This window comes from Shinella sp. 1A1, assembly GCF_055379515.1.
The window spans coordinates 1,300,772-1,327,588 of the sequence record NZ_AP039671.1; the positions used below are offsets into that span (position 1 = coordinate 1,300,772).

The following is a 26,817-nucleotide window of genomic DNA, read 5'->3' on the forward strand; positions in this document are numbered from 1 at the left end:
GCCGGATCTTCCCTTGAACCTGCTGGACCAGAGGGAAAGAGGACTGACGCCGGGGCTCGTCGGCGCCTACCGGGCCGGTCCCGGCGGCCCGGTCGTGCCGGTCGCGCCGTCGGAGCTCGATGCGGCGCTTGCCGCCGAGGACGGTTGGGTGTGGCTGCATGTCGATCTCGTCGACCAGCGCATGCAGGGCTGGCTGGCGGCGAGGTGCCGGCTGCCCGCCGCGGCGCGCGCCATCCTCGAGGGCAATGACGAAAGCCTCGTCCTCGGCTGCGAGGCGGGAACGACCCACGGCGTCGTCGCCGATCTCCAGCAGGACATGGAACGCACCTCCACCACCATCGGCCGGCTGCACTTCGCCCTGACCGAGCGCCTGCTCGTCACCGGCCGCCGCCATCCCGTCGAAGCGGTGAACCGCGTGCGCCGCGCTTTCGCCGACGGGTTCTGCCCGGCGACCGCCTATGAGGTCTTCGAGGCCATCGTCACCGCCTTCTGCAAGAACACGGCCATCCGCCTTAAGGAGGCGGCGGCGCTTCTCGACGCCGTGGAAGACCGGCTGGTGACGGAACGCCTCAGCGACGAACGCCGCAGCCTCAAGGAAGTGCGCCGCCTCGCGGTGTCGCTGCACCGGCCCGTCGCCGGCATGGTGGCGCTGTTCGAGGAGGAGGACCGGGAGGATTGGACGCTTTCCGAGCATGCCCATGCGGTGCTCGGGCGCCTCTCCATGCGGCTGGAACGGCTCGACCGCGAAATCGTGATGGTCAACGACCGGGCAAGGCTGCTTCAGGAGGAAATGGCGGCGGAGCTCGCGGACGAATCCAACCGGAGCCTGAGGGCCATGGCCATCATGAGCGCGCTGCTTCTGCCCGGCACGCTGGTCGTCGGCGTCTTCGGCATGAATACCGGCGGCCTTCCGCTCAGCGAAGGCAGCTCCGGCTTCTTCTGGGCGATGATGCTCGGCATCGCCGCGACCGCACTGTTCTACTGGCTCTTGCGCCGCGCGGGCATCAGCCTGCGGTTTTGACTGCGCAATCCCGGACGCAAAACCGCTTCACACTTTTGCCGGGATTGCTCAAACCCCGACATTCGGCCGGTCGATGATCTCGCGCAGCGCGAAGCTGGAATTGATCTTCACCACATGGGGCAGGGCGGAGAGCCAGTCGCGGTGGATGCGCTCGTAGTCCTCGAGGTCCTTGGCGGCGACGCGCAGTATGTAGTCGTATTCGCCCGACATCAGGTAGCAGACCAGCACGTTCGGACAGAGTTTCACCGCCGCCTCGAATTCCGCCAGCGTCTTGGCGAACTGGCCGGAGAGCGAGATATGCACGATGGCGATCATCTTGTAGTCGAGCGCCTTGGGCGAGACGCGGGCATGGTATCCGTTGATGATGCCGGACTTTTCCAGGATATCCAGACGACGCGAACAGGCCGATGGCGAGAGCCCGACGCGCTCGGCAAGCTCGGCATTGGAGATTCGCCCGTTCTGCTGAACTGCCTTCAGGATCGCAGCATCGATAGCATCCCGTTGCGCCATTCGAATTTTCTCCGAAAATTCCGCTGATATTCGAAGAATATTCGAAAGGAGGCCGTTTCGCCAAGGGGCTTTGCAAGGACATTGCACGCATCCTCTGCTTCCATGATGTCCCCGCCGAACGCGGCGGCAACAACGGGAACATCACTGGGAAAGGAACGCGCATGCGTGTCGGTTGTCCGAAGGAAATCAAGAATCATGAATATCGGGTCGGTCTGACGCCCGGTGCCGTGCGGGAATACGTCGCCCACGGTCACGAGGTGATCGTCGAGACCAGGGCCGGCGCCGGCATCGGCGCAGACGATGACGCCTATCGCGCCGCCGGCGCGAAGATCGTGCCCACTGCCGCGGACATTTTCCAGAAGTCCGACATGGTGGTGAAGGTCAAGGAACCGCAGCCCGCCGAATGGGCGCAGCTCCGCGACGGACAAATTCTCTACACCTACCTCCACCTCGCTCCCGACCCGGAACAGACCAAGGGCCTCCTCGGCTCGGGCGTCACCGCCATCGCCTATGAGACGGTGACGGACGACCGCGGCGGCCTGCCGCTGCTCGCGCCGATGTCGGAAGTCGCCGGGCGCCTCTCCATCCAGGCCGGCGCCACGGCGCTGCAGAAGGCCAATGGCGGGCGCGGCATCCTGCTCGGCGGCGTGCCGGGCGTGCCTCCGGCCAAGGTCGCCATCGTCGGCGGCGGCGTCGTCGGACTGCATGCGGCGAAGATGGCGGCCGGCCTCGGCGCGGATGTCGCGATCCTCGACCGCTCGATCCCGCGCCTTCGCCAGCTCGACGATCTCTTCGGCGGCCGCGTCCATACGCGCTACTCGACCATCGACGCGCTGGAGGAGGAGGTCTTCTCCGCCGATCTCGTCATCGGCGCCGTGCTCATCCCCGGTGCCGCCGCGCCGAAGCTCGTCACCCGCGAAATGCTCTCGGGCATGAAGAAGGGCGCGGTCATCGTCGACGTTGCCATCGACCAGGGCGGCTGCTTCGAGACGTCCCACGCGACGACCCATTCCGACCCGACCTTCGAGGTCGACGGCGTGGTGCACTATTGCGTCGCCAACATGCCGGGCGCCGTGCCGGTCACGTCGGCCCACGCCCTCAACAACGCGACCCTCCACTACGGCCTCCAGCTCGCCGACAAGGGCCTGAAGGCCATTGCCGAGGACCGGCACCTGCGCGCCGGCCTCAACGTGCACAAGGGCCGCGTGACGAATCGCGCTGTCGCGGAAGCGCTCGGCTACGAGTCCTTCGCGCCGGAGGCGGTGTTGAACGTGGCTTGAGGGTATCGGCGGAAGGGCCCGGAAGGTCCGGGCCCGACCTGCCGGAACATCCGCCCCACACGCCGCGTCATCCTCGGGCTAGACCCGAGGGTCCACGCGTCAACCGGAGCAGGGATGGTCGGGTCGAGCCCGGCCATGACGAAGGAGGGGTGAGAGGCTTTGTCAATCGCCTGCGAGGCCCGGAGCGATCCGGGCCTTTCTCATACGCGCTCCACGCGGCACTGGTAGCAATTGTTGCGGGCCGAGCGGATGTGCAGGTAGGCGACATCCTCGCGCGCAAGCAAAGTTTCCGCGTAGGCCGGAATATCGGCATTCGGCACCACGGCGCCGGTGCCGTAGAGGATGCGGTTTTCCGCCGAATAGCCCCGCACGATATAATCGCGGCTCGTCAGCATCGGCGGCATCGCTTCCGACGGTTCATGGGCCTTGCACGGTCCGGCGTGGATGAAGACCGGCCCGGTTTCGGCATAGGGCTGGAGAGCCGGGAAGGGGCGGTGGGCGAGGGTGAGATAGGGCACTCCGGCGCCGACGAGCCGCAGGCAATGCCGGCAGGGCACGCCGTCGCCGTCGGACACATGGCGCTCGGGCGTCATGCTATAGGCATCAGGGCCGCCGCTCCAGTAGATGTTCGCAGTTTCGGTGGGCATGGGCAGGAAGCGAATGGTCATGGTGGTGCTCTCCGTTTGATGCGGAGAGCATCCATACAATCCCGCCGGCCCGACACCCGTTTCCTGCCCGGAATCGAAACCGCCGGCGCGAGGCCGGCGGTGAGAATGGGCGGTCGGGCGATCAGCGCACGAATTCGTCGATGCGGCGGAGCGTGACGCGGCGGTTGCGCCATTCCTCGCGCTCGGTCGGCACCAGCAGGTATTCCTCGCCATAGCCGACGGTTTCCAGCGCGCGGGAGGGCAGGCCGAATTCGCGCACCAGCACCCATTTCAGCGAATCTGCGCGGCGCTCGGAGAGGATCTGGTTGGACGAGGCCGAGCCGACGGCATCCGTGTGGCCCTCGATGAGGAAGACGGCGCGGCGGCGGCGACGCAGGATCTGCTCCATGGCGCGGGCGATCTGGCGCACCTTGCGATATTCCGAGCGCGGGATTTCGGCCGAGGCGAACTCGAAATTGATCGACTGGATATCGATGGACGGCGCGGCGCGGCGCAGGTCCGCGCGGCGCTTGAACTCGCGCACGGTCACGCGTTCGTCCTCGCGCATGCGGCGGGCGGGCGCGGCGTCGAGGCGGCGCAGGATCATGTCCTCGGACGGCGTTTCCTGTGCCAGGGCAAGGCCCGAGAAGGCCGGCGCGGCGAGGGTTGCGGCAAACGCGGTCAGAAAGGCGCGGCGTTGCATGGACGGTGTCTCCTTCGGTTTCGTCTTTCGGGCGGAAAGTGCCACGGATGACCTGAAGGAAAGATGAACCGGCCGGTTAGGCACCGTTCAGGGTGATTAACGCCGCTCGGCCGGCATCAGACAGTCGCGCTTGGCGAGTGCCAGAAGCTCGGCATCGGAAAGCGGCGTGACCTCCGCCTCCATCGTGCCGACCGGCGAGAAGCCGAACATCTGGTAGAGCTGCAGGGCGCGCGGATGGTCGAGGCTGTTGGTGGTGACGACGACCCGCTTCGGCCCGAGCGCCCAGGCGGCGTACAGCGTCTGGAGCAGGAACCATTTGCCGATGCCGTGCCCCAGCGCCCGCTCGAAGAGGCCGAAATGGGAGAGCTCGACCGTGTCGTCGTCGATCCGCAGCAGCTCGAAGAAGCCGGCCGGCGCGCCGTCGACATAGAGCACGCTCACGCTGTTGCGCTTGTCGTGCAGCGTGGCGGCCAGCGTCCCGTCGTCCATGCGCAGCCGGTCGACCCAGTGCCAGCGGCTACCCACCTGCCGGTAGAGGAAGCGGTAGAAGGCGAGCGGAATGTCCGGCGCGCCGAGGATGGCCGTCTGCACGTTGACCGGCACCGGCAGGCTCTGCTTCGGCGGCGCGGTCATTTCGAGCGCGGTGATGGTGACGGATATCGGCGCGGACTGGGCCTTCTTCGCCATGGTCAGTCCTTGCCGGTGACAGCGGGCCCGGTGACGACGGGCGTATCCTCTCGCCCGCCCCATTCCGTCCACGAGCCGTCATAGAGCGTGTTTTCCTCGTGACCGAGCGAATGCAGCGCCAGCGTGATGATCGCCGCGGTGATGCCGGAGCCGCAGCTCGTGACGACCGGCCTGGAGAGATCGATGCCCGACGCCTCGAAATGCCGGCGGAGGCTGGCGAGATCCTTGAATTTCCCGCCCTCGGAGAAGGTGCCGGAGGGCATGCTCCTTGCACCCGGCATATGGCCGGAGCGCATGCCGGCGCGGGGCTCCGCTTCCTCGCCGGTGAAGCGGCCGGCGCCGCGCGCATCGGCGATCTGCTTCGAGCCGGTCGAGACGATGCCGCGCATTTCCTCGAAGGAGGTCACGGCATAGGGATTGAAATTGGTATGGAAGGTGGCGGGTGCGGGCTCCGGCAGGTCGGTCTCCAGCGGCCGTCCTTCCTTCTTCCAGCCGTCGATGCCGCCGTCCATGACGAAGACGTTCTTCGCGCCCATCGTGCGGAACAGCCACCAGACGCGCGGCGCGGTGAAGATGCCGGGGCCGTCGTAGACGACGATCGTGTCCGTATCGGAAATGCCGAGCTTGCCGACTTCGGCCGCGAAGACGTCCGGCGCGGGAACCATATGCGGCAGGCTGCTGGAATGAACGGCGATGACGTCCTGGTCGAAGAAGACCGCGCCGGGAATGTGCCCGCCAGCATATTCGGCCGCGCCGTTGCGGTTCTGCGCGGGAAGATACCAGGAGGCGTCGACGATACGGAATTCCGGCGCGCCGAGCTGCTTTTCCACCCAATCCGCCGAAACGACGAACCTGCTCTTTTCGTTGGACATGTTTCTCTCCCTTCAGGCTTCGGAGGCCGGCGCGCCGAAGCGGATGCGGAACCGGCGGTTCTCCTTGCCCTTCTTCTCTATCTTGGCGATGTGGATCGCGCCCACTTCCTGCGTTTCGGAAACATGGGTGCCGCCGCAGGGCTGGCTGTCGACGGCGGAATTCTCGCCGATGCAGACGAGGCTGACGCGGCCGAGGCCCATGGGCGGACGCACGTTCTTGGATTTGACTATGCCGGGATTGGCCGCCAGCTCCGCGTCGGTGATCCACTGGACGAAGATCGGGTGGTTCTCCTCGACCAGCTTCATCAGCTTCGCCGTCACCTCGTCCTTGTCGATGGTCTCCGTCATGTCGAAGTCGACGCGGCTGTCCTCCTCGCCGACGGCAGCGCCCGTGATGGGGTAGGGGCAGACGACGGAAAGGAGATGGCAGGCCGTGTGCATGCGCATCAGCCGGTAGCGGCGCGCCCAGTCGATATGGGCGACGACCGTCTCGCCGACGATGGGCGGTGCCTCGCCTTCCAGCGGCCGGTGGATGATGATCTCCTTGGTCGCGCCCGTCACCGCCGGGCCGAGCGCGATGCGGCTGCCGTCGGCGCGCTCCAGGAAGCCCGTGTCGCCGGGCTGGCCGCCCGACGTCGCGTAGAAACAGGTCTGGTCCAGCTCGATGCCGCCGTCCTCGTGCACCGCCGTCACCACCGCCTCGTTCGTCGAAAGATAGAAATCGTCGCGGAAGAGGGCGGTGGTGGGAAGGGACATGATACCTATTCGACCGGCTGGTAGGGGACCTTGATCCCCGATTTCGCCTTCAGCCAGCCTGGAACCGGCAGGCCCTTCGAATCGAGGAAGTCCGGGTTGAAGAGTTTGGACTGATAGCGGTTAGCATAGTCGCAGAGGATCGTCACGATCGTGTGGCCGGGGCCGAGGTCCTTCGCAAGGCGGATCGCCCCCGCGATGTTGATGCCCGAGGAGCCGCCGACGGCGATGCCCTCGTTCTCGATGAGGTCGAAGACCAGCGGAACGGCCTCCGAATCCGGGATGTTGTAGGAATAGTCCGGCGTAAAACCTTCGAGATTGGCGGTGATGCGGCCCTGGCCGATACCTTCGGTGATCGAGCTGCCGGAGGATTTCAATTCACCGTGCTCATAAAAGTTATGGAGCGCTGCGCCATCCGGATCGGCAAGGGCGATCTTGATATTGGGATTCCTGGCGCGAAGGCCGGCCGCGACGCCGGCAAGCGTCCCGCCCGAGCCGACGGCGGAGACGAAGCCGTCCACCTTGCCGTTCGTGTCGCGCCAGATTTCCGGCGCGGTCGTCTCGATATGGGCGTCGCGGTTGGCGACATTGTCGAACTGGTTTGCCCAGATCGCGCCGTTCGGCTCGGTTTGAGCAAGCTGCTCGGCGAGGCGGCCGGAAAGCTTCACATAGTTGTTCGGGTTCTTGTAGGGGACGGCGGGAACCTCGACGAGCTCGGCGCCGAGTAGGCGCAGCGCGTCCTTCTTCTCCTGGCTCTGCGTCTCGGGAATGACGATGACGGTGCGATAGCCGAGCGCCTGCGCCACCAGCGCAAGGCCGATGCCGGTATTGCCCGCCGTGCCCTCGACGATGACGCCGCCGGGCCGCAGCGCGCCCGAGCGCTCCGCCGCGCGGATGATGGAGAGGGCGGCGCGGTCCTTCACCGACTGGCCGGGATTGAGGAATTCCGCCTTGCCGAGGATCTCGCAGCCCGTCGCTTCCGAGGCGCCCTTGAGGCGGATCAGCGGCGTGTTGCCGATTGCATCAAGAACGGACGGAAGAATGGACATGGGAAATCGAGCCTCGCGCGTTGCAAATCCGGATTGGTGTCGTCTTTTCGGCCGCTGCGGCCGGCTTTGCAAGGAATGGTGTTCCTGTCAGGCGGAGATTGCTAGGGATTTTTTCTTCCGGCAGGGGCTTCCTGCCGCAGGCCGGCCGAAAGCGCGCGGGCTTTAACGTCCTGTTAGCAAACATGGTTAATTTTGCGTCTATCGGCGAGCGGCGGAACGGAAAGGCCTGCCGCCCGTTTGAGACGACACTGGAGGTACCACGATGCTTTTCGGACTTTTTCAGGCCACCCCTACCGACGACGATGACATCGCCACCGGCACCTATGCGGACGGGGTGATGGGAACGCCGCTGAGCGATCCCTCCGCCCGCCCGCGCGAGCGCAGCCAGGCCTTCCGTCGCACGGCCCACGAGCGCGACTACGGCGCCGCGCGCACCGCTGGCCAGACCGGCGCCGGCCTCGTGCCCTGACCGTATCGCACGCCGGGAACAAAGCGCGGCCCGGCGTGTTTCTCTTCCGCTTTGCACGGAGGAGCCCGCCATGACCCATCACATCGACAATCGTCAGTTCAGCCTGCGGCAGACCCGCCACGTTCTCGATGTGCTCGAGCATTGCCGCAAGAACGGGCTCGACAAGGCAGAAGAACGCAAGCTCCTCCTCCTCTTCGGCCGCTTCGCCACCCGTCACGAATTGCAGATGAACACGAAGCGCCCGCCGGCAAGCCGGCACTAGCGATTTCCAGATCGATAAAGATGAAAGAGGGGTTGCCGAGCGGCGGCCCTTTTGCGTGCGCGGCGCTGAAAAGCAGAAGGGCCGCGCTATTCAGCGCAGCCCTTCTAGAAACTGGCTCCCCGGGCCGGATTCGAACCGGCGACCTGTCGATTAACAGTCGAATGCTCTACCGCTGAGCTACCAGGGATCATCCGCTCGCTGCGGAGTGAGCGCGTAATACAAATGCCTGATCGATTTGCCAAGCGCTTTTTGACAAAAAAATGCATCGGACTTGATTGATTGTGGAGAAGTCTCCAACTGGGAAGAGGAAGAGCCCTGGAAAACCGGGCTTTGCAGCGAAACGGGCAGGGAATGGCGGCAAAGAAAACCAAGACGCATTTCGGGATAGACCCGCGCACCCGGGAGATCGTGGTCGGCGCCTTCCGCATGAAACTGCCGGAATCGCGCTGGCTGCGCACCACGATCGGCGTCCTTCTCGTCTGCGGCGGCCTGCTCGGCTTTCTGCCGGTGCTCGGTTTCTGGATGGTTCCGCTCGGCCTGCTGGTGCTTTCGCACGATTCCCACTTCGTGCGCCGCCAGCGCCGCCGCCTTGCCGTGTGGTGGGCAAGCCGCAAGGCCCGGCGCAATACGCGCTGAACGCCGTTGCCTCCGGCCGGCGGACCTGCTCTAACCCGTTGAATATCTGCGGGTGAGGGGAATTGCATGGAATTGCTTTTGAAGGGTGTCGCGATCGGGGTCGGCGCGACGGTGCTGATGGACGCCTGGGCTGTCGTCCTGTGGAAGGTCTTCCGCCAGGGGCGGCCGAACTGGGCGCCGGTCGGCCGATGGTTCTGGCATTTGAAGAACGGAACCGTCTTTCATGACGATATCGGCAAGGCCGAGCCCTATGCCGGCGAACTGGCGCTCGGCTGGATCGGCCACTATGCCGTCGGCATTCTCTATGGGGTCATTCTGGCTTTGGTCATGGGGGCAGGCTGGTTCGCGGCGCCCACCTTCCTGCCGGCATGGATTCTCGGCATCGTGACCGTCGGTGCCGGCTGGTTCCTGCTGCAGCCCGGCCTCGGCATCGGCGTCGCCGCCTCGAAACTGCCGAATGCCAATACGGTGCGGGCGCTCAATCTCGTCGCGCACACGGTCTTCGCCCTTGGGCTTTACGGCACGGCGCTGCTTCTTCGCTGATTGCTGGGCAAGGAAAAACGCCACCGCGGCGAAGGCTGCGGTGGCGTTTTGTTCTTAACGGGCGGCTGCGACGCCGAGGATGAGGCCGGTGGCGACGCTCATCAGGAGGTAGCTGTTGTCCACCTTCACCCACTGCTGGCCGCGGGCGGGCTTGCGCAGGCCGTAGCGGTGGTAGTCACGAACCGGCGGACGGCGCTTCCAGTCGGAATAACGTTCGCCCTTACGCCAGTTGTGGCGCTTCTTGTATTGCTGCTTCTTGTCCCAGGAGGAGGAGTGGCCGGGCTTGCGGTCGTGCCCGCCATACTGCTGGGCCTGCGCCATCGGCGCGGCGGCAAAGGAAAGGGCGACGGCGGCGAGAAGGGTGCGGGTGAAGATTTTCATCGTTGGGCTCCTTGTTGTCGGTGAGAGGACCCTATGTCCGGATCGATGAACGAAAACTGAATGAAAGATTACAATGCTGTAATGAAAACAGTCCCTTAACGCCTGTGGCAATTTGAAGGCAGGCCCGCTGCCTCACGCGGATACGCGCGGCAGCGGAGCGGTTTCGATGGGGAAGGCCCGGTCGTAGGCGATGTTGAAGACGAAGGCATAGACCAGGTAGAAGGCAACCACCGATATATCGAGCAGCAGCGCCGTGAGGAGGCTGATGCCGAGATACCACGCGATGAACGGGATGAGGAGGACGATCAGTCCGGCCTCGAAAAGCCCTGTGTGAAGCACGCGGATCGCCATCGTCTTCTGCACGCTGCCGCGAAGGCGCAGCATGGTCCTGTCGAAGGCCAGGTTGAAGACGAAGTTCCAGATGGTCGCCGCCGTGGCGGAGACGATCCCGATCACGCCCATATGGCTCATCGGCTGGTCGAACAGCAGAGCCGCGCCCGGCGTGAAGATCGCAAGGCCGATGAGTTCGAACAAGACCGCGTGACGGACCCGGTCGCTGAAGCTGCGCATTTCATGTCCTCGTTCGTTGTTGCGCTTACTTCTATCTGATATTCGTGGATGGAAAAGTTAGATACCATCTGGAATACGGATAGATGACCGTCTCACTCGACCAGCTCGACGCCTTTGTCGCTGCCGCCGAACAGGGTTCGTTCTCCGCCGCCGCCCGGCATTTGCGCAAGGCGCAGTCGGCGGTGAGCCTGCTGGTCTCCTCGCTGGAGGACGATATCGGCGTAAAACTCTTCAGCCGCGCCACGCGCAATCCGACGCTTACGGAGGCGGGCAGGCGCCTGCTCCCCGAGGCAAGGCTCATCCTCGACCGCCGCGAGCACCTGATCGGCGTGGCGCGCAGCTTCGAGGAGCATGTCGAAACGCGCCTGGCCGTGGCGGTCGACGAATTCTATCCCGAGCCGGCCATCGGCGCGCTTTTTGCCGCCTTCGCGCGGCGCTTTCCCCATGTCGAGCTCGAATTGCTCTTTCCCTCCACCCGCGATGTCGCCGGGCTCGTTCTGGAGGGCAAGGTCGATCTCGGCGTGATGTGGCGGGAAGACGACCTGCCGCCGACGCTCGGCTTCCACACCATCGGCTGGGTACCGCTTCTTCTCGTCTGCGGCCGCAACCACCCGCTGGCGGATGGCGCCGTGACCTGGGAGGAGCTTCGCCGCCACCGCCAGATCATGGTGGCCAAACGCAGCGACGGCGCGGAGACCCATCGGCTGCGCGTTGCCGCGGAAGTCTGGTGGGTCGAGAGCCATTGGGTGATCCTGCAGATTCTGCACCGGGGGATCGGCTGGGCGCTGATCCCCGCGCATATTCTCGGCAATTCGCCGCTCGCCACGGAACTCGCGACGCCGCCGCTCCAGTTCGACGAAGGGGCGCATCCGGTTGCGCTCGAACTCATCTGGAACAAGCAGCGCCCCGCGGGGCCCGCGGCCAAATGGCTGCGCGAGCAGTTCGCGGCGCTCGAAATCCAGATCGACGATGGAGAAGAAATTCCGAAGGGCCCCGACATCTTCACCGTCCTGTGACCGTTCTGGCGCGGTCGGTCACGAATCGTTAGCCATAAGGCCAGCGTTTTAGGAACCGTTGAAATTCTCACGAATTCCATCCCTGCAAGAGCGGAGGCGTGAGGAAGATGAGTCAGCGGTTCGACGAACTCTATATCCGGCGATGCGAGCACCAGCAGATCATCGCCTTCTACAAGAAGCTTGTCGTGCAGATGTACCGCAAGCTGAAGGAGATGCAGGCGGGAAACGAAGCCGCGAGCGGGGTCGACATCCCGGCCGTCGGTTCGGCACCGCCGAGCGCTTTTGCCGCCGGGCAGGCGCCCAATGTGGTCCGCGTGGATTTTCACCGGCGCGCAAAGGCGGTGCCGGGCCTGAAGGGCTGAACGGCAGGGCATGAGGAGGAGGGCGGGCGTATCCCCGGCCGCCGCAGGAAGCCGGCTTGCGTCCTGCCTGACCGACCGGATACTCTGAAGCTGCGCCGCCGCCGCCCGTCAGTGGGCAGGGCCAGCGCGCTTGAATGAATTGTCGAAAGGGCATCGAATATCCATGAATACCAGCGAACCCGACACGTTGAGCGGAACGTATTTCACCGCTGACAATCCGGATGGCAGTTATGGCAGCGGTCAGGTGGTTCGGCTGGCCGCACCGGGCGTCTATCTCGTCCGCTACGAGGGTACGGAAGTGACGCTGCCCCTCGAACTCGTTTCCCTCGACGAGATGCTGGAAGCCACGAGCGAGGGCTTCAAGGTGTGGCGCTTCTTCGACACGATCGAGGACAGGGAAAAATGGATGGAATGGCTCGACGCCCCCTCCAAGCCGCGCGTCATCTCTCTCGTCCGGCCGACGAACGAGCCGGAATAGGCGGTCGAAGCCGCGCCGGCATTCTGCCGCCAGCCTTTCCGGACTGTCTTCCGCGGCAAGCCTGCCGAATATGAACGAAACCATTCCCCATTTCCCTTCTCCCCGGCGGGGAGAAGGGAAGGGTGGTCACGTCGAACTGCGTATCCGCAAGCCCTGTCGAGACATGGGCCCTCGACACAACGCACGGTTCGAATATTAGTAATCTATCAAATGATAAGGATTCGGTGTAATATCCCGCGCACGTCGATGGGGCGCTGTTCGAGTCGGGGGAACGTCATGCCGCAGCTTTCTCGCTTATTCTTCAAGACAGCCATCGTCTTTCTGATCGTGGGCATCGCCATGGGCCTGCAGATGGCGATCTCCGGCAATCACAATGTCATTGCCGCCCATACCCATGCAAACCTTCTCGGCTGGGTGACGATGGCCCTGTTCGGCACCTATTATGCCTTCAATCCGGCCAAGGCCGAGACGCGTTTCGCGCATCTGCAGTATCTGATCTACACGGCCGGCATAGCCGTGCTCGCGCCTTCGCTCTACGTCCTCTATCTCGGCTACGACGCGGCCGAGCCGGTGGCGGCGGTCAGTTCGCTGGTGGTCTTCGTCGGCGTACTGATGTTCGCGGCGGTGGTCTATGGCAAGGAGCCGAAGTCGACCGTTCTCCCCAAGCGAACGCTTGCCTGATTTTTTGAGGGCTCGCCGGGCGTGAGTTGCCCACTCCCGAAAATCGAAAGTCGATTCAATTGCTTGAGCGTCGATTTGAAGAGAGAGTGGAGGCCTCGCCCGGAATCGAACCGGGGTGCAAGGATTTGCAGTCCTCTGCGTAACCACTCCGCCACGAGGCCGTCCGTTTGCTATAAAGCGAGTGGTGCCGGGCGTTTAGAACGAATTTAGACAGGGTGCAAGAGGCATTCATGCCGAATGCCAAGCTTTTTTTGGAAGCGGCGGAAGGCGCGCCGTAAAGCGCGCCGTTCCGGGTCATTGCGCCGATGCGCCTTCGAGGCCGACAAGGGCGATCTTGGCATAGCCGGCGCCGCGCAAGAGGTTCATCACGTCCATGACGCTGCCGTAGTCGACGGCCTTGTCGGCGCGCAGCAGGATGCGCGCATCCTTGTTGCCTTCCGTCACGGCGTCGATCTCGGGGCCGAAATTGTCGCGCGCGATCTCGCCGTTGCCGATGGAGACCGTGAGGTCCTTCTTCAGCGTCATGAAGACCGGCTTGTCCTCGCGCGGCGTCGGCTGGGCGACAGAGGAGGGCAGGTCGACATTGATGTCGACGGTGGCGAGCGGGGCGGCCACCATGAAGATGATGAGCAGCACCAGCATGACGTCGATGAATGGCGTCACGTTGATTTCGCTGTTCTCCTCGAGGTCGTCGCCGCCTTCCCTGATCTTGCTGGCCATGGCGTTACCCGACCTTCACGAAGGAGGTGGCGCTGCGCTGCGCGGGCTGGCGCTGGGCACGGCGCATGTCGAGGTCGCGGCTCGCAAGGCGCTCGATGGCGGCTGAGGCGTCGGCAAGCTGCTGGCGGTAGCCGGTGATGGCGCGGGCGAGGAAGTTGTAGATCACGACGGCCGGGATGGCGGCGACGAGGCCGATGGCAGTCGCCAGCAGCGCCTCGGCGATGCCGGGCGCGACGATGGCGAGGTTCGTGGTCTGCGCCTTCGAGATGCCGATGAACGAGTTCATGATGCCCCAGACCGTGCCGAAGAGGCCGACGAAGGGCGCCGTGGAGCCGATGGTGGCCAGAAGCCCGGTGCCCTTGGCGATGCGGCGGCCGGCATGCACTTCCATGCGGGCGAGGCGGGAGGCGATGCGCTCCTTCACGCCGCCGTCGGAGACGTGATCGAGCACGGGCTCGGAAGCCTCCATCTCCTCGCGGGCGGCGCGGGTCATGCGCGCGGCGACGCCGCGGTTGCGGCCGAGCGCCTGTTCGCCGTCCTCCAGCCCGCGGGCGGCAATGAGCTGGCGCACGGCGCTGCGGGCCGAGCGCTGGGCGGCACCGAGCTCGGCGAGCTTGACGAGCAGCACGGTCCAGGTCACGACCGAGGCGAAGGCAAGACCCGTCATCACGCCCTTGACGACGATATCGGCCGCCATGAACATGCCCCAGGGTGAAAGGTCGTGCGGCAGGCCGGCCTGGCGGGCGCCTTCCGCGTCGTCGACGACGTCGAGCTCGGTCGCGTCCTCGTCGTCCTGCGCGGCGTCGGCCCCGGTTCCGGCCGCCTGGTTCGGCGTGGTGTTCTCCACCGCTGCCGGCCGGGACGTCGTGTCCGTCGTGGTGGTCGTCGTCGTGGCGCCGGTGGATTGTCCGGCATCCGTCTGGGCCGACGGCGTCTCCTGGCTCTGTGCCGAAACGGCGTGCGGCATGGCGAGTGCCATCAGGATGATCGCGAAGTGCAGTCGAGACCGTTTGAGCACGGCGTATTCCTCTTGCATGTCTCAATTCAAGCGAAGCCCGCTCCGGGAATCGGGCGGGCGCGGCCGGTGAGGGCCGCTAAAACCTGAGTGCTCAATACGACATTATGCATATGGCAGGCAATAATATGTTGAGTAATTTATTCATGATAAGGTCAGGTTGGCGAAGGGTGCTGTTTTTGCGCCGAGCGGCCCGCTGCCTATGGACACCCGCCCCGAAACCGCACTATGAGAATTGCAACGCATCCGGCGCGGGCCGGGCCTTTGCGCCGGTCTTCGCCGTTCATTCTTAAGGGCCAGAGATGATTGACTACAATGCAGCGCGCACGAAGATGGTGGACAACCAGATCCGTACGACGGATGTGACGTCGCACGAGGTGCTCGACGCCTTCCTCACCGTGCCGCGGGAAGAGTTCGTGCCGGCGGCGGCAAGGCCGCTCGCCTATATCGACAACGACATCCAGCTTGCGCCCGGCCGTTATCTCATGGAGCCGTCGCCGCTCGCAAAGCTGATCCAGCTTGCAGATATCGCGGCGGCCGACGTCGTGCTGGAAGTCGGCTGCGGCACCGGCTACGCCTCGGCCGTCCTTTCCAGGCTCGGCAGCTCCGTCGTCGCGCTGGAAAGCGATGCGGACCTTGCCGCGACGGCAACGGAAACGCTCGCCCGCCTCGGCTTCGACAATGTCGCGGTGGTGACCGGCGACCTGGAAGCCGGCTATGCGCCGGAAGCGCCCTATGACGTGATCTTCGTGCACGGCGCCGTCGAATATGTCACCGAGCCGCTTTTCGCCCAGCTGCGTGACGGCGGTCGCCTCGTCGTCGTCGAGGGCTACGGCAACGCCTCGCAGGCACGCCTCTATATCAAGGAAAGCGGCCGGGTTGCCGAGCGCAACGTCTTCAACACCGCCGTCAAGCCGCTTCCCGGCTTCCGCAAGGCGAAGGAATTCGTCTTCTGAGCTTTCCCGAAAGGGACGGATATCGAAAGGCCCGCCGCTCGTCCGGCGGGCCTTTGTTTTTTTGCGGGGCCGGCCCGGGCCTTGGCAGGCCAAACAAATCTGTGCATCACTTATAACACTTGATTCGCAGCGATTTAGTTCGCCGCCGAACTCGCCTAGGGTCTTCGGCATGTCCGGCACGCCTCCTGCGGCAGGTCGCGGACGCCGCAGAGAACGGGGATAGAAATGGCTCAGCCGAATGTAGCGCGTGAACCGTCCATGGATGAAATCCTGGCGTCCATCCGCAAGATCATCGAGAACAACGAAGCGCAGCCGGACCTGGCCCACGATGCCGGCGAGGACGACGGCTTCGACATCACCACCGAGAGCCATTCGAGCCTGCTGGACAGCCCCGTCGTGGTCGACCGCTTCCATGCCGAGGAGCAGCATTCCGCCATCGTCCAGCCGATCCATCGGCCGGAGCAGGGCGCGCAGCCGGCCATGTCGCTGGCCGATGTCGCCGCGCGCGTGCGCGCCGCCTCAGAGCGCCATGTCGCCGCTAACCGCGAGACGGCCGAAACCCTGCCGATCGAGCCGGTCCCGGCCATCGCCCGCGAGCAGAATCCGCTGATGACCGCGCGCATGGCCGCGACGGCAAGCCATGATGCGCCTGCGCCGCAGCCTGCCGAGAAGATCGAGCCGGTTGAGGAACGCATCGAGGCCTTCGCCCCGGCGGTGGAGATTCACACCGAGGACGCAGCACCCGGCCGGGATATCGCCGCGCTCGTGTCGCCGGCCGTCGGCGAGCGTGTCGCCCAGTCCTTCGGCGCGCTGGCGGAAGCCCTCGATGCCGGCCCGCGCCGCTCCTTCGACGAGATCGCCGAGGAGATGCTGCGCCCGATGCTGCAGGAATGGCTCGACGACAACCTGCCGACCCTCGTGGAGCGGCTGGTGCGCGAGGAGATCGAGCGGGTGGCGCGCGGCCCCCGCCGCTGATCGCCGCCGCTTTTCTTCACCGAAAAGACGATTTGAGCCGCGCCGAACCCCCGGCGCGGCTTTTCTTCTGATATTGTTGACTTCATGCCGGCCATCCGGTTTACAAAACCCACCGACAAACAGCAGGCCACGCACGAAAATGCTTGAAAAGAACTATGATTCCGCAGCGGTCGAGCCGCGAATTGCCAAGATGTGGGAAGATGCGGATGCTTTCCGCGCCGGCGAGGGCGCAAAGCCCGGCGCCGAGACCTTCACCATCGTGATTCCGCCGCCGAACGTGACGGGCTCGCTGCATATGGGCCATGCCCTCAACAACACGCTGCAGGACATCATGGTCCGCTTCGAGCGCATGCGCGGCAAGGACGTGTTGTGGCAGCCGGGCATGGACCATGCCGGCATCGCGACCCAGATGGTCGTCGAGCGCAAGCTCGCCGCCGAGAAGCTTCCGGGCCGCCGCGAGATGGGCCGCGAGGCCTTCGTCGAGAAGGTCTGGGAGTGGAAGGCGGAATCGGGCGGCCTGATCTTCAACCAGCTGAAGCGCCTCGGCGCGTCCTGCGACTGGTCGCGCGAGCGCTTCACCATGGACGAGGGGCTTTCCGCCGCCGTCCTGGAAGTCTTCGTCTCGCTCTACAAGGAAGGCCTGATCTATCGCGGCAAGCGACTGGTCAACTGGGACCCGAAATTCGAGACGGCGATTTCCGACCTCGAGGTCGAGAACCGGGAAGTCGACGGCCATATGTGGCACTTCAAGTATCCGCTGGCCGGCGGCGCCACCTATACCTATGTCGAGAAGGACGCCGACGGCAACGTCGTCTTCCAGGAAGAGCGCGACTACATTTCCATCGCCACCACCCGTCCCGAGACGATGCTGGGCGACGGCGCGGTCGCCGTCCATCCGTCCGACGAGCGCTATGCGCCCATCGTCGGCAAGCTCTGCGAGATTCCGGTCGGCCCCAAGGAGCACCGCCGCCTGATCCCGATCATCACCGACGAATATCCGGAGAAGGATTTCGGCTCCGGTGCGGTGAAGATCACCGGCGCGCACGACTTCAACGACTATCAGGTCGCCCGCCGCAACAATATCCCGCTCTACCGGCTGATGGACACGCAGGCTTCCATGCGTGCCGACGGCGAGCCCTATGCTGTCTATGCGGCGCAGGCGCTGGAGATCGCCAAGTCCGGCGACGTTCCGAGCGAGGCGGAAGTCGACGACATCAATCTCGTCCCGGACGAATATCGCGGCCTCGACCGCTACGAGGCGCGCAAGCGCATCGTCGAGGCGATCAATGCTGAAGGCCTTGCCGTCACCGTCAAGGACGCCGAGGGCAACGACGTCCCTTATGTCGAGAACAAGAAGGTCATGCAGCCCTTCGGCGACCGTTCCGGCGTCGTCATCGAGCCAATGCTGACCGATCAGTGGTTCGCCGATGCCGCGACGCTGGCCAAGCCCGCCATCGCCTCCGTCCGCGAGGGCCGCACCAACTTCGTTCCGAAGAACTGGGAAAAGACCTATTTCGAGTGGATGGAGAACATCGAGCCCTGGTGCATCTCCCGCCAGCTCTGGTGGGGTCACCAGATTCCGGCCTGGTACGGCCCGGACGGTCAGGTCTTCGTCGAAAAGACCGAGGAAGAGGCACTGCACGCCGCCATCCAGCACTACATCGCCCATGAAGGCCCGTGGAAGGCCTGGGTCGAGGAGAAGCTGGAGAATTTTGCGCCGGGCGAGATCCTGACGCGTGACGAGGACGTGCTCGACACCTGGTTCTCCTCCGCGCTCTGGCCGTTCTCGACGCTCGGCTGGCCGGAGCAGACGAAGGAACTGGAGAAATATTACCAGACCGACGTTCTCGTCACCGGTTTCGACATCATCTTCTTCTGGGTCGCCCGCATGATGATGATGGGCCTGCACTTCATGAAGGACGAGTTCGGCAACCCGGTCGAGCCGTTCCACACCGTCTATGTCCACGCGCTGGTGCGCGACAAGAACGGGCAGAAGATGTCGAAGTCCAAGGGCAACGTCATCGACCCGCTCGAGCTGATCGACGAATACGGTGCGGACGCGCTGCGCTTCACGCTGGCCATCATGGCCGCGCAGGGCCGCGACGTGAAGCTCGACCCGGCGCGCATTGCCGGTTACCGCAACTTCGGCACCAAGCTGTGGAACGCCACGCGCTTTGCCGAGATGAACGGCGTGAAGACCGATCCGCATTTCGTGCCGGAAACGGCCTCGCTGACGATCAATCGCTGGATCCTGACGGAGCTTGCCCGCACGGCGCGCGACGTTACCGAGGCAATCGAGACCTACCGCTTCAACGACGCGGCCGGCACGCTCTACCGCTTCATCTGGAACCAGTTCTGCGATTGGTATCTGGAACTGCTGAAGCCCGTCTTCAGTGGCGAGGACGAAGCGGCCAAGGCGGAATCGCAGGCTTGCGCGGCCTATGTGCTGGAGGAGACCTACAAGCTCCTGCACCCGTTCATGCCCTTCATGACGGAAGAGCTCTGGGCGCACACGGCGGGCGAGGGCGTAACGCGCGAGAGCATGATCTGCCATGCCGAATGGCCGGCGCCCGCCTATGCGGACGAGGCGGCAGCCGACGAGATCAACTGGCTGGTCGATCTCGTCTCCGGCATCCGCTCGGTCCGCGCCGAGATGAACGTGCCGCCGAGCGCAACGGCGCCGCTGGTCGTCGTCGGCGCCGGCGCGCTGACCAAGGCGCGGCTCGCCACGCATGACTCGGCCATCCGCCGTCTCGCCCGCGTGGAGGACATCCGCCTCGAGGAGGCGGCGCCCAAGGGCGCGGCCCAGATCGTCGTCGGCGAGGCGACCGTCTGCCTGCCGCTCGGCAAACTGATCGACCTGGCCGCCGAAAAGGCCCGCCTGGAAAAGGCGATCGACAAGGCGAAGGCCGAAGCCGGTCGCATTCAGGGCAAGCTCTCGAACGAGAAGTTCGTCGCCAATGCCAAGCCCGAAGTGGTCGAGGCCGAGCGCGAGCGCTTCACCGAGCTGGAGCAGCAGCTTGCCAGCCTTTCCGTGGCTTTGACGCGCGTCAGCGAAGCAGGCTGATTCTACAGCCCGTCGTTGCAAAACCCTGAAAAACCGCGCCGTTCACACGGCGCGGTTTTTTCGTTCAGGGGTCGCGGATGCAAATTCCCCGATGTGTCCGAAAAGTGACATGCTGAAGTGGCGTTGAAACGTTCATCTATATTTTAGCGATTTTTAAATGATTCTTGGAACATTATTTCGAAGCCTCGAATTGCTGAGGGGCTTCAAAAAAATCTTACGTAATTTTGCGAGCGGCATATGAGAATCACAGGCAAAAACTGGGATTTGCCAAGCCCGCACTCCTCTTCGATAGTCAGCTGCGAAATGGCGGTGGAGAGGCCGTCAGGGACATTTGGGGGAGCATGGATGATCGGTAAGATCTTCAAGAATGGAATTCTCGCCGCCGTGGCGCTGGCCGCGCTGGCAAGCACGGCCGAAGCCGGCGGCTACAGCCGCGGCGAGGCCGACACCGACATCCTGTTCGAAAGCGGCGACTTCATCTTCCGCGCCGGCGCGACCTACGTTTCCCCGCGCCGGACGTTCAAGACGACGGGCGGGACAGCGAACCATGACGGGGTCTATTCGAACGATTACTGGATTCCGAGCGTTGCCGCAAAAATTGGAATTTCAGAGAATTTCGCGTGTGCACTGACCTATACTCAACCGTTTGGCGCGGATGCGACTTATGGGCCTGACGCGCGGTCAAAAATTGCGGACCCAAGTAAACGGTACAGCGACAAAGGCTTTGAAACGAACGAGTTTGGTACGACTTGCGATGTGAAGCTCGATGTCGGTGCCGGAAAGTTGCATCTTCTTGGTGGCGTATTCATTCAAGATTTTACATATGATGCGACTGCTGAAAGTCCTGCGCCGGCCCTACTGAATGCCAAGCTACATATAGAAGATAACGCCGCGTACGGATACAGAATTGGCGCCGCATATGAGATTACGGAATACGCTCTGCGCGTATCGCTGATGTATCGCTCGCAGGTCAAGCACCAATCGGATGAGGGATATCTAGATGTTTCAGATTCTGTCTTGCCGCCGCTGCCTGTTGGCTCTTATTCAGCATCCGGCTACGGGACGATGCCTCAGTCTTTGAAGCTTTCGGCTCAGACCGGCGTCGCTCCTGGTTGGCTCGTCTATGGTTCGGCTAAGTGGACCGACTGGAGCGTTCTGGATGCACTCAACTACAGAATTGGTGGAAGCGATAAGAAAGACGTTTACAATTGGAAAGACGGTTGGACCGTTCAAGCTGGTGTTGCCCATGTGTTCAATGAAAAGCTGACCGGTACGATCAATTTGACGTGGGACAGTGGCGTCAGCACGGGCGCTGATATCCACGAAGATTCAGTCACGCTCGGCGCCGGCGTTCTGGCTAAAGTTGGCCCTGGCGATTTGCGCTTTGGGGCGGGCGTTACCCACATGTCGACTGGAAGTCAGTCGACAACCCAAGGCGCTGCGTTCAATGCCACCGGCGGCGGCGGCTGGGCCTATGGCGTGACGGGGTCTTACAAGATCTCGTTCTGAACCGGCGGTTTTCGATCCGGAATCGGGCTCGGCGTCATAGCCGGGCCCTTTTTCTTGGTTAATGTTCCGTTGCTGCCGGTCACCTCTCATGGGGAAACCGTAGCGACCTCTGAAAATATGTGACGGAATCGCAACACATTTTTTTCCAGAGTTTGCTACACCCATGGGCAAGCGACGAAATGTCCATTTCCCGCCACAAACGGGGCGCAGCGATAGGGGCATGTAGACGCGTGGAACCGCGCCAAGGGAAACCATGAGCCAGCCGATGTCATTGTCGCCGAAACTGCCGGGAAGCCGCACGAGACCCGTGCATTTCCGGTTCGGCACGGACAGGAAGGCGAGGCGCGGAATTGTTGAAGTGATGCCCAAGTCCGAGTTGTTGCCGATGAAAGTACTGGTAATGGGCCTTTGCCTCTCGCTGTCCTCCTGGGTGGCGCCACAGGCCCTCGCATTCGACCCCCAGGCCGGCGTCAGCAAGGAAAGCGGCCCCTTCGACCTCTTCAAATTCGGTTTCTTCTCCTACAAGGAAGGTCGCAAGGGCGACGCCGTCGAGGCCTACCGCTACGCGGCGGAAAAGGGCCATACCGGTTCGCGCTGGGCGCTCGCCAACATGTATGCCGACGGCGACGGCGTGCCGGAGAACGACCTCGAAGCCTTCAAGATCTACAGCGAGATCGCGCAGGCCGGCGTCGAGCCGGGCTCGGAAGACACCGGCTATTTCGCCAATGCGCTGATCGCGCTTGCCAGCTACTACCGCCGCGGCATTCCCGACAGTCCGGTCAAGATCGACCTCTCGCAGGCGCGCCAGCTCTATTTCCAGGCGGCTTCCGCCTTCGGCATTCCGGAAGCGCAGTTCCAGCTCGGCCGCATGATGCTGACGGGCGAGGGCGGTTCGGTCAGCGTCCATCAGGCCAAGAAATGGCTGAACCGCGCCCGCAACAACGGCCATGCCGGCGCCATGGGCCTCTTCGGCAACATCATCTTCCAGGAAGGCGATACCGCCCGCGGCCTTGCCATGATGACCGCGGCCCTCGACCATTGTCTGCCCAAGGACTGTGCCTGGCTGCAGGCCAATCAGGAAGAGGCCTTCTCCGTCGCAAGCGAGGAGGACCGCCGCAAGGGCGTCGCGCTCGCGCAGAGCATCCGCTTCAATCCCAACGAATAAGCGCGCCTCGCCGCGAAAAGCTAGGCGGCAAAATCCAGCAGCGCCACGACCGGCACGTGGTCGGACGGCTTTTCCCAGTTGCGCACATGCTTTTCGACGGCCGTCGAGATGAGGCGGTCCGAGGCTTCCGCCGACAGCATGAGATGATCGATGCGGATGCCGAAATTCTTCGGCCAGCATCCGCCTTGGTAATCCCAGAACGTATAGAGCGGCACGCCGTCGGACGTGGCGCGCACCGCATCGGTGAGGCCGAGGTTTTCCAGCCGCCGGAAGGCCTGCCGGGTTGCGGGCAGGTAGAGGGCGTCCCGCTCCCAGACCTTGACGTCCCAGCAATCGTGCGGCTCGGGAATGACATTGTAGTCGCCGGCAAGCACCAGCGGCTCCTCCAGCGCCAGCCGGTTCTCGGCAAAGGCGACGAGCCGGTCCATCCAGGCGAGCTTGTAGGGATATTTCACCGGATCGTCCGCCGGATTGCCGTTCGGCAGGTAGATCGAGCAGACGCGGATCGCGCGGCCTTCGACGGAGAACACGCCTTCGATGAAGCGCGCCTGTTCGTCGCCGTCGCCGCCGGGAAGGCCGCGGTTCACCTCGTCGGGGCGGATTTTCGAGAGGAGAGCGACGCCGTTGAAACCCTTCTGGCCATGCGTCTCGACGTGATAGCCGAGCGCTTCGATCTCGCTACGCGGAAAGCTCTCGTCGACGGTCTTGATTTCCTGCAGCGCGACGATGTCCGGGGCCGATTCCCTGAGCCAGGCGAGGAGGTTGTCGATGCGTGCCCGCACGCCGTTGATGTTCCAGGTGGCAATCTTGATCGGCATGCGGGTTCCTGTTGGGTTGGTTTAGATCGAGAAACTGGTGCCGCAGCCGCAGCTTGCGACGGCGTTCGGGTTCTTGATCTGGAAGGACTGGCCGAGCAGGTTGTCGACGAAGTCGATCTCGGATCCGTCCATGTAGACGAGGGAAAGCTGGTCGATCAGCACTTTCGCATCGTCCTTTTCGAGCACCAGGTCGTCATCCTGCTGGTCCTCGACAAGGTCGAACTTGTAGGAAAAGCCGGAGCAGCCGCCGCCTTCGACGGAAACGCGCAGCGCCTGCTTTTCCGGCGACGAGCCGAGGATCGAGGCGATGCGCCGTGCCGCGGCGTCGGATAGGGTTACGAGCTTGTCGGTCATGTCTGCCTCCTGCCGGGGTCAAGATCCGGAGAGAATCGCTTGTCTCACACGGCCGGCAAATGGGATGCCGAACGGTCCTGCTGTCACACGATGCCTGAAGCAAATCTCTGAAAAGACTTGTCTTTCAAGCGCAGCTTGCAGCCGGACTTGCCGCTATGCACACTATAGGTATGAAGGCATTGAGGTCGCGTCAATGGGCGGCGTGAATGCAGGTGACGAATGACGTTTGACAGATATGCGCTCGGTTTCGGCGCGGGACAGCGCGCCATCTACGCTTCCGACCCCTGGGCGACCCGCGGGCGGCTCTTTCCCGAGCCGGAAAGCCCGACGCGCTCGGATTTCCAGCGCGACCGCGACCGCATCGTCCACACCACCGCCTTTCGCCGCCTCAAGCACAAGACGCAGGTCTTCATCGCCGCCGACGGCGACCACTATCGCACCCGGCTGACCCACACGATCGAGGTCGCGCAGATCGCCCGCGCGCTGGCCCGCGCCCTGAAGCTCGACGAGGACCTCGCCGAAGGCGTCGCGCTGGTGCACGATTTCGGCCACACGCCCTTCGGCCATACCGGCGAGGATGCGCTGCACGAGGTGCTGGAACCCTTCGGCGGTTTCGACCACAATGCCCAGTCGCTGCGCATCGTCACCAAGCTGGAGCGCCGCTATGCCGATTTCGACGGCCTCAACCTCACCTGGGAAAGCCTCGAAGGCCTCGTCAAGCACAACGGCCCGCTGATCGGCCCGACAGGGGAGTGCACGCATGGCGACGACGTGCCGCGCCCGATCCTCGAATATTGCGCCGTGCACGATCTGGAGCTTTCGAGCTTCGCCAGTCTGGAGGCGCAGGTGGCGGCGATTGCCGACGACATCGCCTACAACACCCATGATATCGACGACGGTCTGCGCTCCGGCTATCTCGAATTCGAGATGCTGGAGGAGGTGCCGTTCCTCGCGCGGCTGATGAAGGAAGTGCACGACCGTTATCCGGGGCTGGAAGAACCGCGCTTCACCCACGAGATCATGCGCCGCCAGATCACCGCCATGGTGGAGGACGTCATCGGCTACGCCCAGCAGGCGATTCACGACGAGCGCCCTGAAAGCGCCGACGACGTGCGCAAGGCCCATCGCTGCCTCGCGACCTTCTCCGAGGAGATGGCGGTGACGGACCGGCAGATCAAGAAACTGCTGTTCTCCCGCATCTACCGCCACCCGGAAGTGATGCGCGTGCGCGCCAACGCCGCCTCGATCCTGACGGACCTCTACCACGCCTATATGGACGACCCGCAGCTCATGCAGGGGCATTATTGGGTGGACCGTATCGCGACCATGCCGGAATCGGCCCGTGCCCGTCATGTCGGCGATTATCTCGCCGGAATGACCGACAATTACGCGATAGACACGCACCGGCGGCTGTTTGACCATACCCCGGAATTGCGATAGTCACCCGCCCACCTGAACTTCTTCGCAGGCCTGGCCCCCGCAGGGCGCCGCTGCGCGTGGATGGACGAGATGAACCTTTTTACTGATTTCGACAGCAGAATCAAAACCGTGCTCGAAGGTCTCGAGATCGTGTGCGAAAAGCGATCCGAGCTCGATTTCGGTCGAATCAGCGTCGAACCGCCGCGCGACCAGAGCCATGGCGATGTCGCGACCAATGCGGCGATGGTTCTTGCCAAGCCGCTCGGCCTCAATCCGCGGGCGCTCGCCGACCTCATCGTCGCCGAGCTGAAGAACGATCCCGAGGTCGCCGATGTCAGCGTGGCGGGCCCGGGCTTCATCAACGTCCGCCTTTCCGTTCCCTACTGGCAGAAGCTGCTTGCCGCCGTGATCGCGGCCGGCACGGATTACGGCCGCGGTTCGCTCGGCGCCGGCCGCAAGGTCAATGTCGAATATGTCTCGGCCAATCCCACGGGGCCGATGCATGTCGGCCATTGCCGTGGCGCGGTGGTGGGCGATGCGCTTGCCAACCTGCTCGGCTTTGCCGGCTATGACGTCACCAAGGAATATTACATCAACGACGCCGGCTCGCAGATCGACGTGCTGGCGCGCTCGGCCTTCCTGCGGTACCGCGAGGCGCTGGGCGAGGCGATCGGCGAAATTCCGTCGGGCCTCTATCCGGGCGACTATCTGGTTCCCGTCGGTGAGGCGCTGGCTGCCGAGCACGGTACGTCGCTGCGCGCCATGCCCGAGCATCAGTGGATGCCGATCGTCAAGGAAAAGACCATCGCGATGATGATGGCGATGATCCGCGAGGACCTCGCAGCCCTCAACGTGCATCACGATGTCTTCTTCTCGGAGCGTTCGCTGCATGCCGGAAACGGCGCGCCGATCCGCACCGCCATCAACGATCTCACCTTCAAGGGTCATGTCTACAAGGGCGTGCTGCCGCCGCCGAAGGGGCAGCTTCCGGAAGACTGGGAAGACCGCGAGCAGACGCTCTTCCGCTCGACGGAAGTTGGCGACGATATCGACCGCCCGCTGATCAAGTCGGATGGTTCCTATACTTACTTCGCCGCCGACGTTGCCTACTTCAAGGACAAGTTCGATCGCGGTTTCGAAGAGATGATCTATGTGCTCGGCGCCGACCATGGCGGCTACGTCAAGCGTCTGGAGGCCGTCGCTCGCGCCGTCTCCGAAGGTAAGGCCAAGCTGACCGTGCTGCTGTGCCAGCTCGTCAAGCTCTACCGTAACGGCGAGCCGGTGAAGATGTCGAAGCGTTCGGGCGATTTCGTCACGCTGCGTGACGTGGTCGAGGAAGTCGGCCGCGATTCGGTGCGCTTCATGATGCTCTACCGCAAGAACAGCGAGCCGCTCGACTTCGACTTCGCCAAGGTGACGGAGCAGTCCAAGGACAATCCGGTCTTCTATGTGCAGTATGCCCATGCTCGTTGCATGTCGGTGTTCCGGCAGGCCGCCGAAGCTTTCCCGGGTCTCGATATAGCCTCGCTCGATCTGGCCGGCGCGATCGCCGGAAACATCTCGGATTCCAGTGAGTTGCAGCTTCTCGCCAAGCTGGCGGAATATCCCCGCGTGGTCGAAGGCGCAGCACTTGCGCAGGAGCCCCACCGCATCGCGTTTTATCTCTATGATCTTGCCAGCGCGTTCCATGCGCACTGGAACAAAGGTAAGGAACAGCCGGAATTACGGTTTGTTAACGATAAAAATAGAGAATTGAGTATCGCCAGACTTGGGCTGGTGCACGCTGTCGCGTCTGTTCTTAAGTCGGGCCTGTCCATTACAGGCACCGCAGCACCGGATGAAATGCGATAACGTCACCATTTGCCCACAATAAGCTGGCAAACGCGTCTTTGTAGCTTG

General features: G+C 63.7%; 30 protein-coding genes and 2 tRNA genes. 17 read left to right on the forward strand and 15 right to left on the reverse strand.

Going from position 1 to position 26,817, the window contains the following annotated elements; genetic code table 11:
• The first annotated feature begins 13 nt into the window (after positions 1 to 13).
• The gene (locus ACZ48C_RS06565; RefSeq protein WP_464782527.1) at positions 14 to 1,021 is read left to right on the forward strand and encodes a CorA family divalent cation transporter; all 1,008 of its coding nucleotides are present in this window, start codon (positions 14 to 16) and stop codon (positions 1,019 to 1,021) included.
• Positions 1,022 to 1,069: 48 nt separating this feature from the next.
• Here the strand turns inward: ACZ48C_RS06565 and ACZ48C_RS06570 are convergent, their stop codons facing one another.
• Complete coding sequence (locus tag ACZ48C_RS06570) at positions 1,070 to 1,531, reverse strand: Lrp/AsnC family transcriptional regulator (RefSeq protein WP_415214628.1); 462 nt, start codon at positions 1,529 to 1,531, stop codon at positions 1,070 to 1,072.
• Between the two features lie 161 nt (positions 1,532 to 1,692).
• Here ACZ48C_RS06570 and ald point away from each other — a divergent pair, with 161 nt between their 5' ends.
• Entirely contained in the window at positions 1,693 to 2,811 is a 1,119-nt protein-coding gene (ald, locus tag ACZ48C_RS06575; RefSeq protein ID WP_424547494.1) for an alanine dehydrogenase, read from the forward strand.
• Between the two features lie 200 nt (positions 2,812 to 3,011).
• Here the strand turns inward: ald and ACZ48C_RS06580 are convergent, their stop codons facing one another.
• The 6 genes from ACZ48C_RS06580 to ACZ48C_RS06605 all read right to left on the reverse strand — a co-directional run bounded on the left by ACZ48C_RS06580 (position 3,012) and on the right by ACZ48C_RS06605 (position 7,522).
• Positions 3,012 to 3,479, reverse strand: coding sequence for a DUF1203 domain-containing protein (locus tag ACZ48C_RS06580; RefSeq protein WP_464782528.1), 468 nt, complete (start codon positions 3,477 to 3,479; stop codon positions 3,012 to 3,014).
• A gap of 121 nt (positions 3,480 to 3,600) precedes the next feature.
• Positions 3,601 to 4,161: an OmpA family protein gene (locus ACZ48C_RS06585; protein ID WP_119258390.1), complete on the reverse strand. Its 561-nt coding sequence runs from the start codon at positions 4,159 to 4,161 to the stop codon at positions 3,601 to 3,603.
• Between the two features lie 96 nt (positions 4,162 to 4,257).
• The gene (locus ACZ48C_RS06590) at positions 4,258 to 4,848 is read right to left on the reverse strand and encodes a GNAT family N-acetyltransferase (protein WP_464782529.1); all 591 of its coding nucleotides are present in this window, start codon (positions 4,846 to 4,848) and stop codon (positions 4,258 to 4,260) included.
• 2 nt (positions 4,849 to 4,850) lie between these two features.
• Positions 4,851 to 5,720: a 3-mercaptopyruvate sulfurtransferase gene (sseA, locus tag ACZ48C_RS06595; RefSeq protein WP_464782530.1), complete on the reverse strand. Its 870-nt coding sequence runs from the start codon at positions 5,718 to 5,720 to the stop codon at positions 4,851 to 4,853.
• A 12-nt stretch (positions 5,721 to 5,732) separates the two neighbouring features.
• Positions 5,733 to 6,476 (reverse strand): alanyl-tRNA editing protein, encoded by a 744-nt coding sequence (locus ACZ48C_RS06600; protein ID WP_464782531.1) that lies wholly within the window; start codon positions 6,474 to 6,476, stop codon positions 5,733 to 5,735.
• A 5-nt stretch (positions 6,477 to 6,481) separates the two neighbouring features.
• Entirely contained in the window at positions 6,482 to 7,522 is a 1,041-nt protein-coding gene (locus ACZ48C_RS06605) for a cysteine synthase A (protein ID WP_464782532.1), read from the reverse strand.
• Positions 7,523 to 7,784: 262 nt separating this feature from the next.
• Between ACZ48C_RS06605 and ACZ48C_RS06610 the strand changes: the two genes are divergently transcribed.
• On the forward strand, positions 7,785 to 7,991 hold the full coding sequence (locus ACZ48C_RS06610; protein WP_119258385.1) for a hypothetical protein: 207 nt from the start codon (positions 7,785 to 7,787) through the stop codon (positions 7,989 to 7,991).
• Between the two features lie 70 nt (positions 7,992 to 8,061).
• Positions 8,062 to 8,253 (forward strand): hypothetical protein, encoded by a 192-nt coding sequence (locus ACZ48C_RS06615; protein WP_424547488.1) that lies wholly within the window; start codon positions 8,062 to 8,064, stop codon positions 8,251 to 8,253.
• Positions 8,254 to 8,365: 112 nt separating this feature from the next.
• Here the strand turns inward: ACZ48C_RS06615 and ACZ48C_RS06620 are convergent.
• Positions 8,366 to 8,440: transfer RNA gene (locus ACZ48C_RS06620), tRNA-Asn, on the reverse strand.
• Positions 8,441 to 8,604: 164 nt separating this feature from the next.
• On the opposite strand from ACZ48C_RS06620, the gene ACZ48C_RS06625 reads away from it, so the two are divergent.
• Together ACZ48C_RS06625 and ACZ48C_RS06630 are read left to right on the forward strand one after the other, a co-directional pair.
• Positions 8,605 to 8,889: a hypothetical protein gene (locus tag ACZ48C_RS06625; protein WP_318911690.1), complete on the forward strand. Its 285-nt coding sequence runs from the start codon at positions 8,605 to 8,607 to the stop codon at positions 8,887 to 8,889.
• A 66-nt stretch (positions 8,890 to 8,955) separates the two neighbouring features.
• Complete coding sequence (locus tag ACZ48C_RS06630) at positions 8,956 to 9,432, forward strand: DUF2938 domain-containing protein (protein WP_464782533.1); 477 nt, start codon at positions 8,956 to 8,958, stop codon at positions 9,430 to 9,432.
• A 54-nt stretch (positions 9,433 to 9,486) separates the two neighbouring features.
• Here ACZ48C_RS06630 and ACZ48C_RS06635 read toward each other — a convergent pair whose 3' ends face one another.
• Positions 9,487 to 9,807, reverse strand: a complete 321-nt coding sequence (locus ACZ48C_RS06635; RefSeq protein WP_464782779.1) for an RcnB family protein — start codon at positions 9,805 to 9,807, stop codon at positions 9,487 to 9,489.
• Positions 9,808 to 9,945: 138 nt separating this feature from the next.
• Positions 9,946 to 10,383 (reverse strand): PACE efflux transporter, encoded by a 438-nt coding sequence (locus tag ACZ48C_RS06640; protein ID WP_464782534.1) that lies wholly within the window; start codon positions 10,381 to 10,383, stop codon positions 9,946 to 9,948.
• A gap of 83 nt (positions 10,384 to 10,466) precedes the next feature.
• Between ACZ48C_RS06640 and ACZ48C_RS06645 the strand changes: the two genes are divergently transcribed.
• From ACZ48C_RS06645 to ACZ48C_RS06660, 4 genes are all read left to right on the forward strand, one after another.
• On the forward strand, positions 10,467 to 11,399 hold the full coding sequence (locus ACZ48C_RS06645; RefSeq protein WP_464782535.1) for a LysR family transcriptional regulator: 933 nt from the start codon (positions 10,467 to 10,469) through the stop codon (positions 11,397 to 11,399).
• A gap of 107 nt (positions 11,400 to 11,506) precedes the next feature.
• Complete coding sequence (locus ACZ48C_RS06650; protein WP_464782536.1) at positions 11,507 to 11,761, forward strand: hypothetical protein; 255 nt, start codon at positions 11,507 to 11,509, stop codon at positions 11,759 to 11,761.
• 163 nt (positions 11,762 to 11,924) lie between these two features.
• Complete coding sequence (locus ACZ48C_RS06655) at positions 11,925 to 12,239, forward strand: hypothetical protein (protein ID WP_119258378.1); 315 nt, start codon at positions 11,925 to 11,927, stop codon at positions 12,237 to 12,239.
• Between the two features lie 276 nt (positions 12,240 to 12,515).
• Positions 12,516 to 12,920 carry a hypothetical protein gene (locus ACZ48C_RS06660; protein ID WP_119258445.1) on the forward strand — a complete coding sequence of 135 codons (405 nt, stop codon included), beginning with the start codon at positions 12,516 to 12,518 and terminating at the stop codon, positions 12,918 to 12,920.
• Positions 12,921 to 13,007: 87 nt separating this feature from the next.
• Here the strand turns inward: ACZ48C_RS06660 and ACZ48C_RS06665 are convergent.
• The 3 genes from ACZ48C_RS06665 to exbB form a co-directional block, all read right to left on the reverse strand.
• Positions 13,008 to 13,081: transfer RNA gene (locus ACZ48C_RS06665), tRNA-Cys, on the reverse strand.
• 133 nt (positions 13,082 to 13,214) lie between these two features.
• Positions 13,215 to 13,640, reverse strand: a complete 426-nt coding sequence (gene exbD, locus ACZ48C_RS06670) for a TonB system transport protein ExbD (RefSeq protein ID WP_464782537.1) — start codon at positions 13,638 to 13,640, stop codon at positions 13,215 to 13,217.
• Positions 13,641 to 13,644: 4 nt separating this feature from the next.
• Positions 13,645 to 14,676, reverse strand: a complete 1,032-nt coding sequence (gene exbB, locus ACZ48C_RS06675; protein ID WP_464782538.1) for a tonB-system energizer ExbB — start codon at positions 14,674 to 14,676, stop codon at positions 13,645 to 13,647.
• A gap of 284 nt (positions 14,677 to 14,960) precedes the next feature.
• Between exbB and ACZ48C_RS06680 the strand changes: the two genes are divergently transcribed.
• From ACZ48C_RS06680 to exoR, 5 genes are all read left to right on the forward strand, one after another.
• Complete coding sequence (locus ACZ48C_RS06680) at positions 14,961 to 15,611, forward strand: protein-L-isoaspartate O-methyltransferase family protein (RefSeq protein WP_464782780.1); 651 nt, start codon at positions 14,961 to 14,963, stop codon at positions 15,609 to 15,611.
• A 225-nt stretch (positions 15,612 to 15,836) separates the two neighbouring features.
• Entirely contained in the window at positions 15,837 to 16,586 is a 750-nt protein-coding gene (locus ACZ48C_RS06685) for a PopZ family protein (RefSeq protein ID WP_464782539.1), read from the forward strand.
• A gap of 139 nt (positions 16,587 to 16,725) precedes the next feature.
• A complete protein-coding gene (locus ACZ48C_RS06690; RefSeq protein WP_464782540.1) occupies positions 16,726 to 19,653 on the forward strand; it encodes a valine--tRNA ligase in 2,928 nt (975 codons plus the stop codon).
• A gap of 345 nt (positions 19,654 to 19,998) precedes the next feature.
• A complete protein-coding gene (locus tag ACZ48C_RS06695; protein WP_162911493.1) occupies positions 19,999 to 21,162 on the forward strand; it encodes an OmpP1/FadL family transporter in 1,164 nt (387 codons plus the stop codon).
• Between the two features lie 361 nt (positions 21,163 to 21,523).
• Positions 21,524 to 22,327: an exopolysaccharide production regulator ExoR gene (gene exoR, locus ACZ48C_RS06700; protein ID WP_424547477.1), complete on the forward strand. Its 804-nt coding sequence runs from the start codon at positions 21,524 to 21,526 to the stop codon at positions 22,325 to 22,327.
• Positions 22,328 to 22,347: 20 nt separating this feature from the next.
• Here the strand turns inward: exoR and xth are convergent, their stop codons facing one another.
• Positions 22,348 to 23,139 carry an exodeoxyribonuclease III gene (gene xth / locus ACZ48C_RS06705; RefSeq protein WP_464782781.1) on the reverse strand — a complete coding sequence of 264 codons (792 nt, stop codon included), beginning with the start codon at positions 23,137 to 23,139 and terminating at the stop codon, positions 22,348 to 22,350.
• A 27-nt stretch (positions 23,140 to 23,166) separates the two neighbouring features.
• Positions 23,167 to 23,499 (reverse strand): iron-sulfur cluster insertion protein ErpA, encoded by a 333-nt coding sequence (erpA, locus tag ACZ48C_RS06710; protein ID WP_119258372.1) that lies wholly within the window; start codon positions 23,497 to 23,499, stop codon positions 23,167 to 23,169.
• A gap of 219 nt (positions 23,500 to 23,718) precedes the next feature.
• On the opposite strand from erpA, the gene ACZ48C_RS06715 reads away from it, so the two are divergent.
• Positions 23,719 to 24,939: a deoxyguanosinetriphosphate triphosphohydrolase gene (locus ACZ48C_RS06715; protein WP_119258371.1), complete on the forward strand. Its 1,221-nt coding sequence runs from the start codon at positions 23,719 to 23,721 to the stop codon at positions 24,937 to 24,939.
• 69 nt (positions 24,940 to 25,008) lie between these two features.
• Entirely contained in the window at positions 25,009 to 26,769 is a 1,761-nt protein-coding gene (gene argS, locus ACZ48C_RS06720) for an arginine--tRNA ligase (RefSeq protein WP_464782541.1), read from the forward strand.
• Positions 26,770 to 26,817 lie beyond the last annotated feature (48 nt).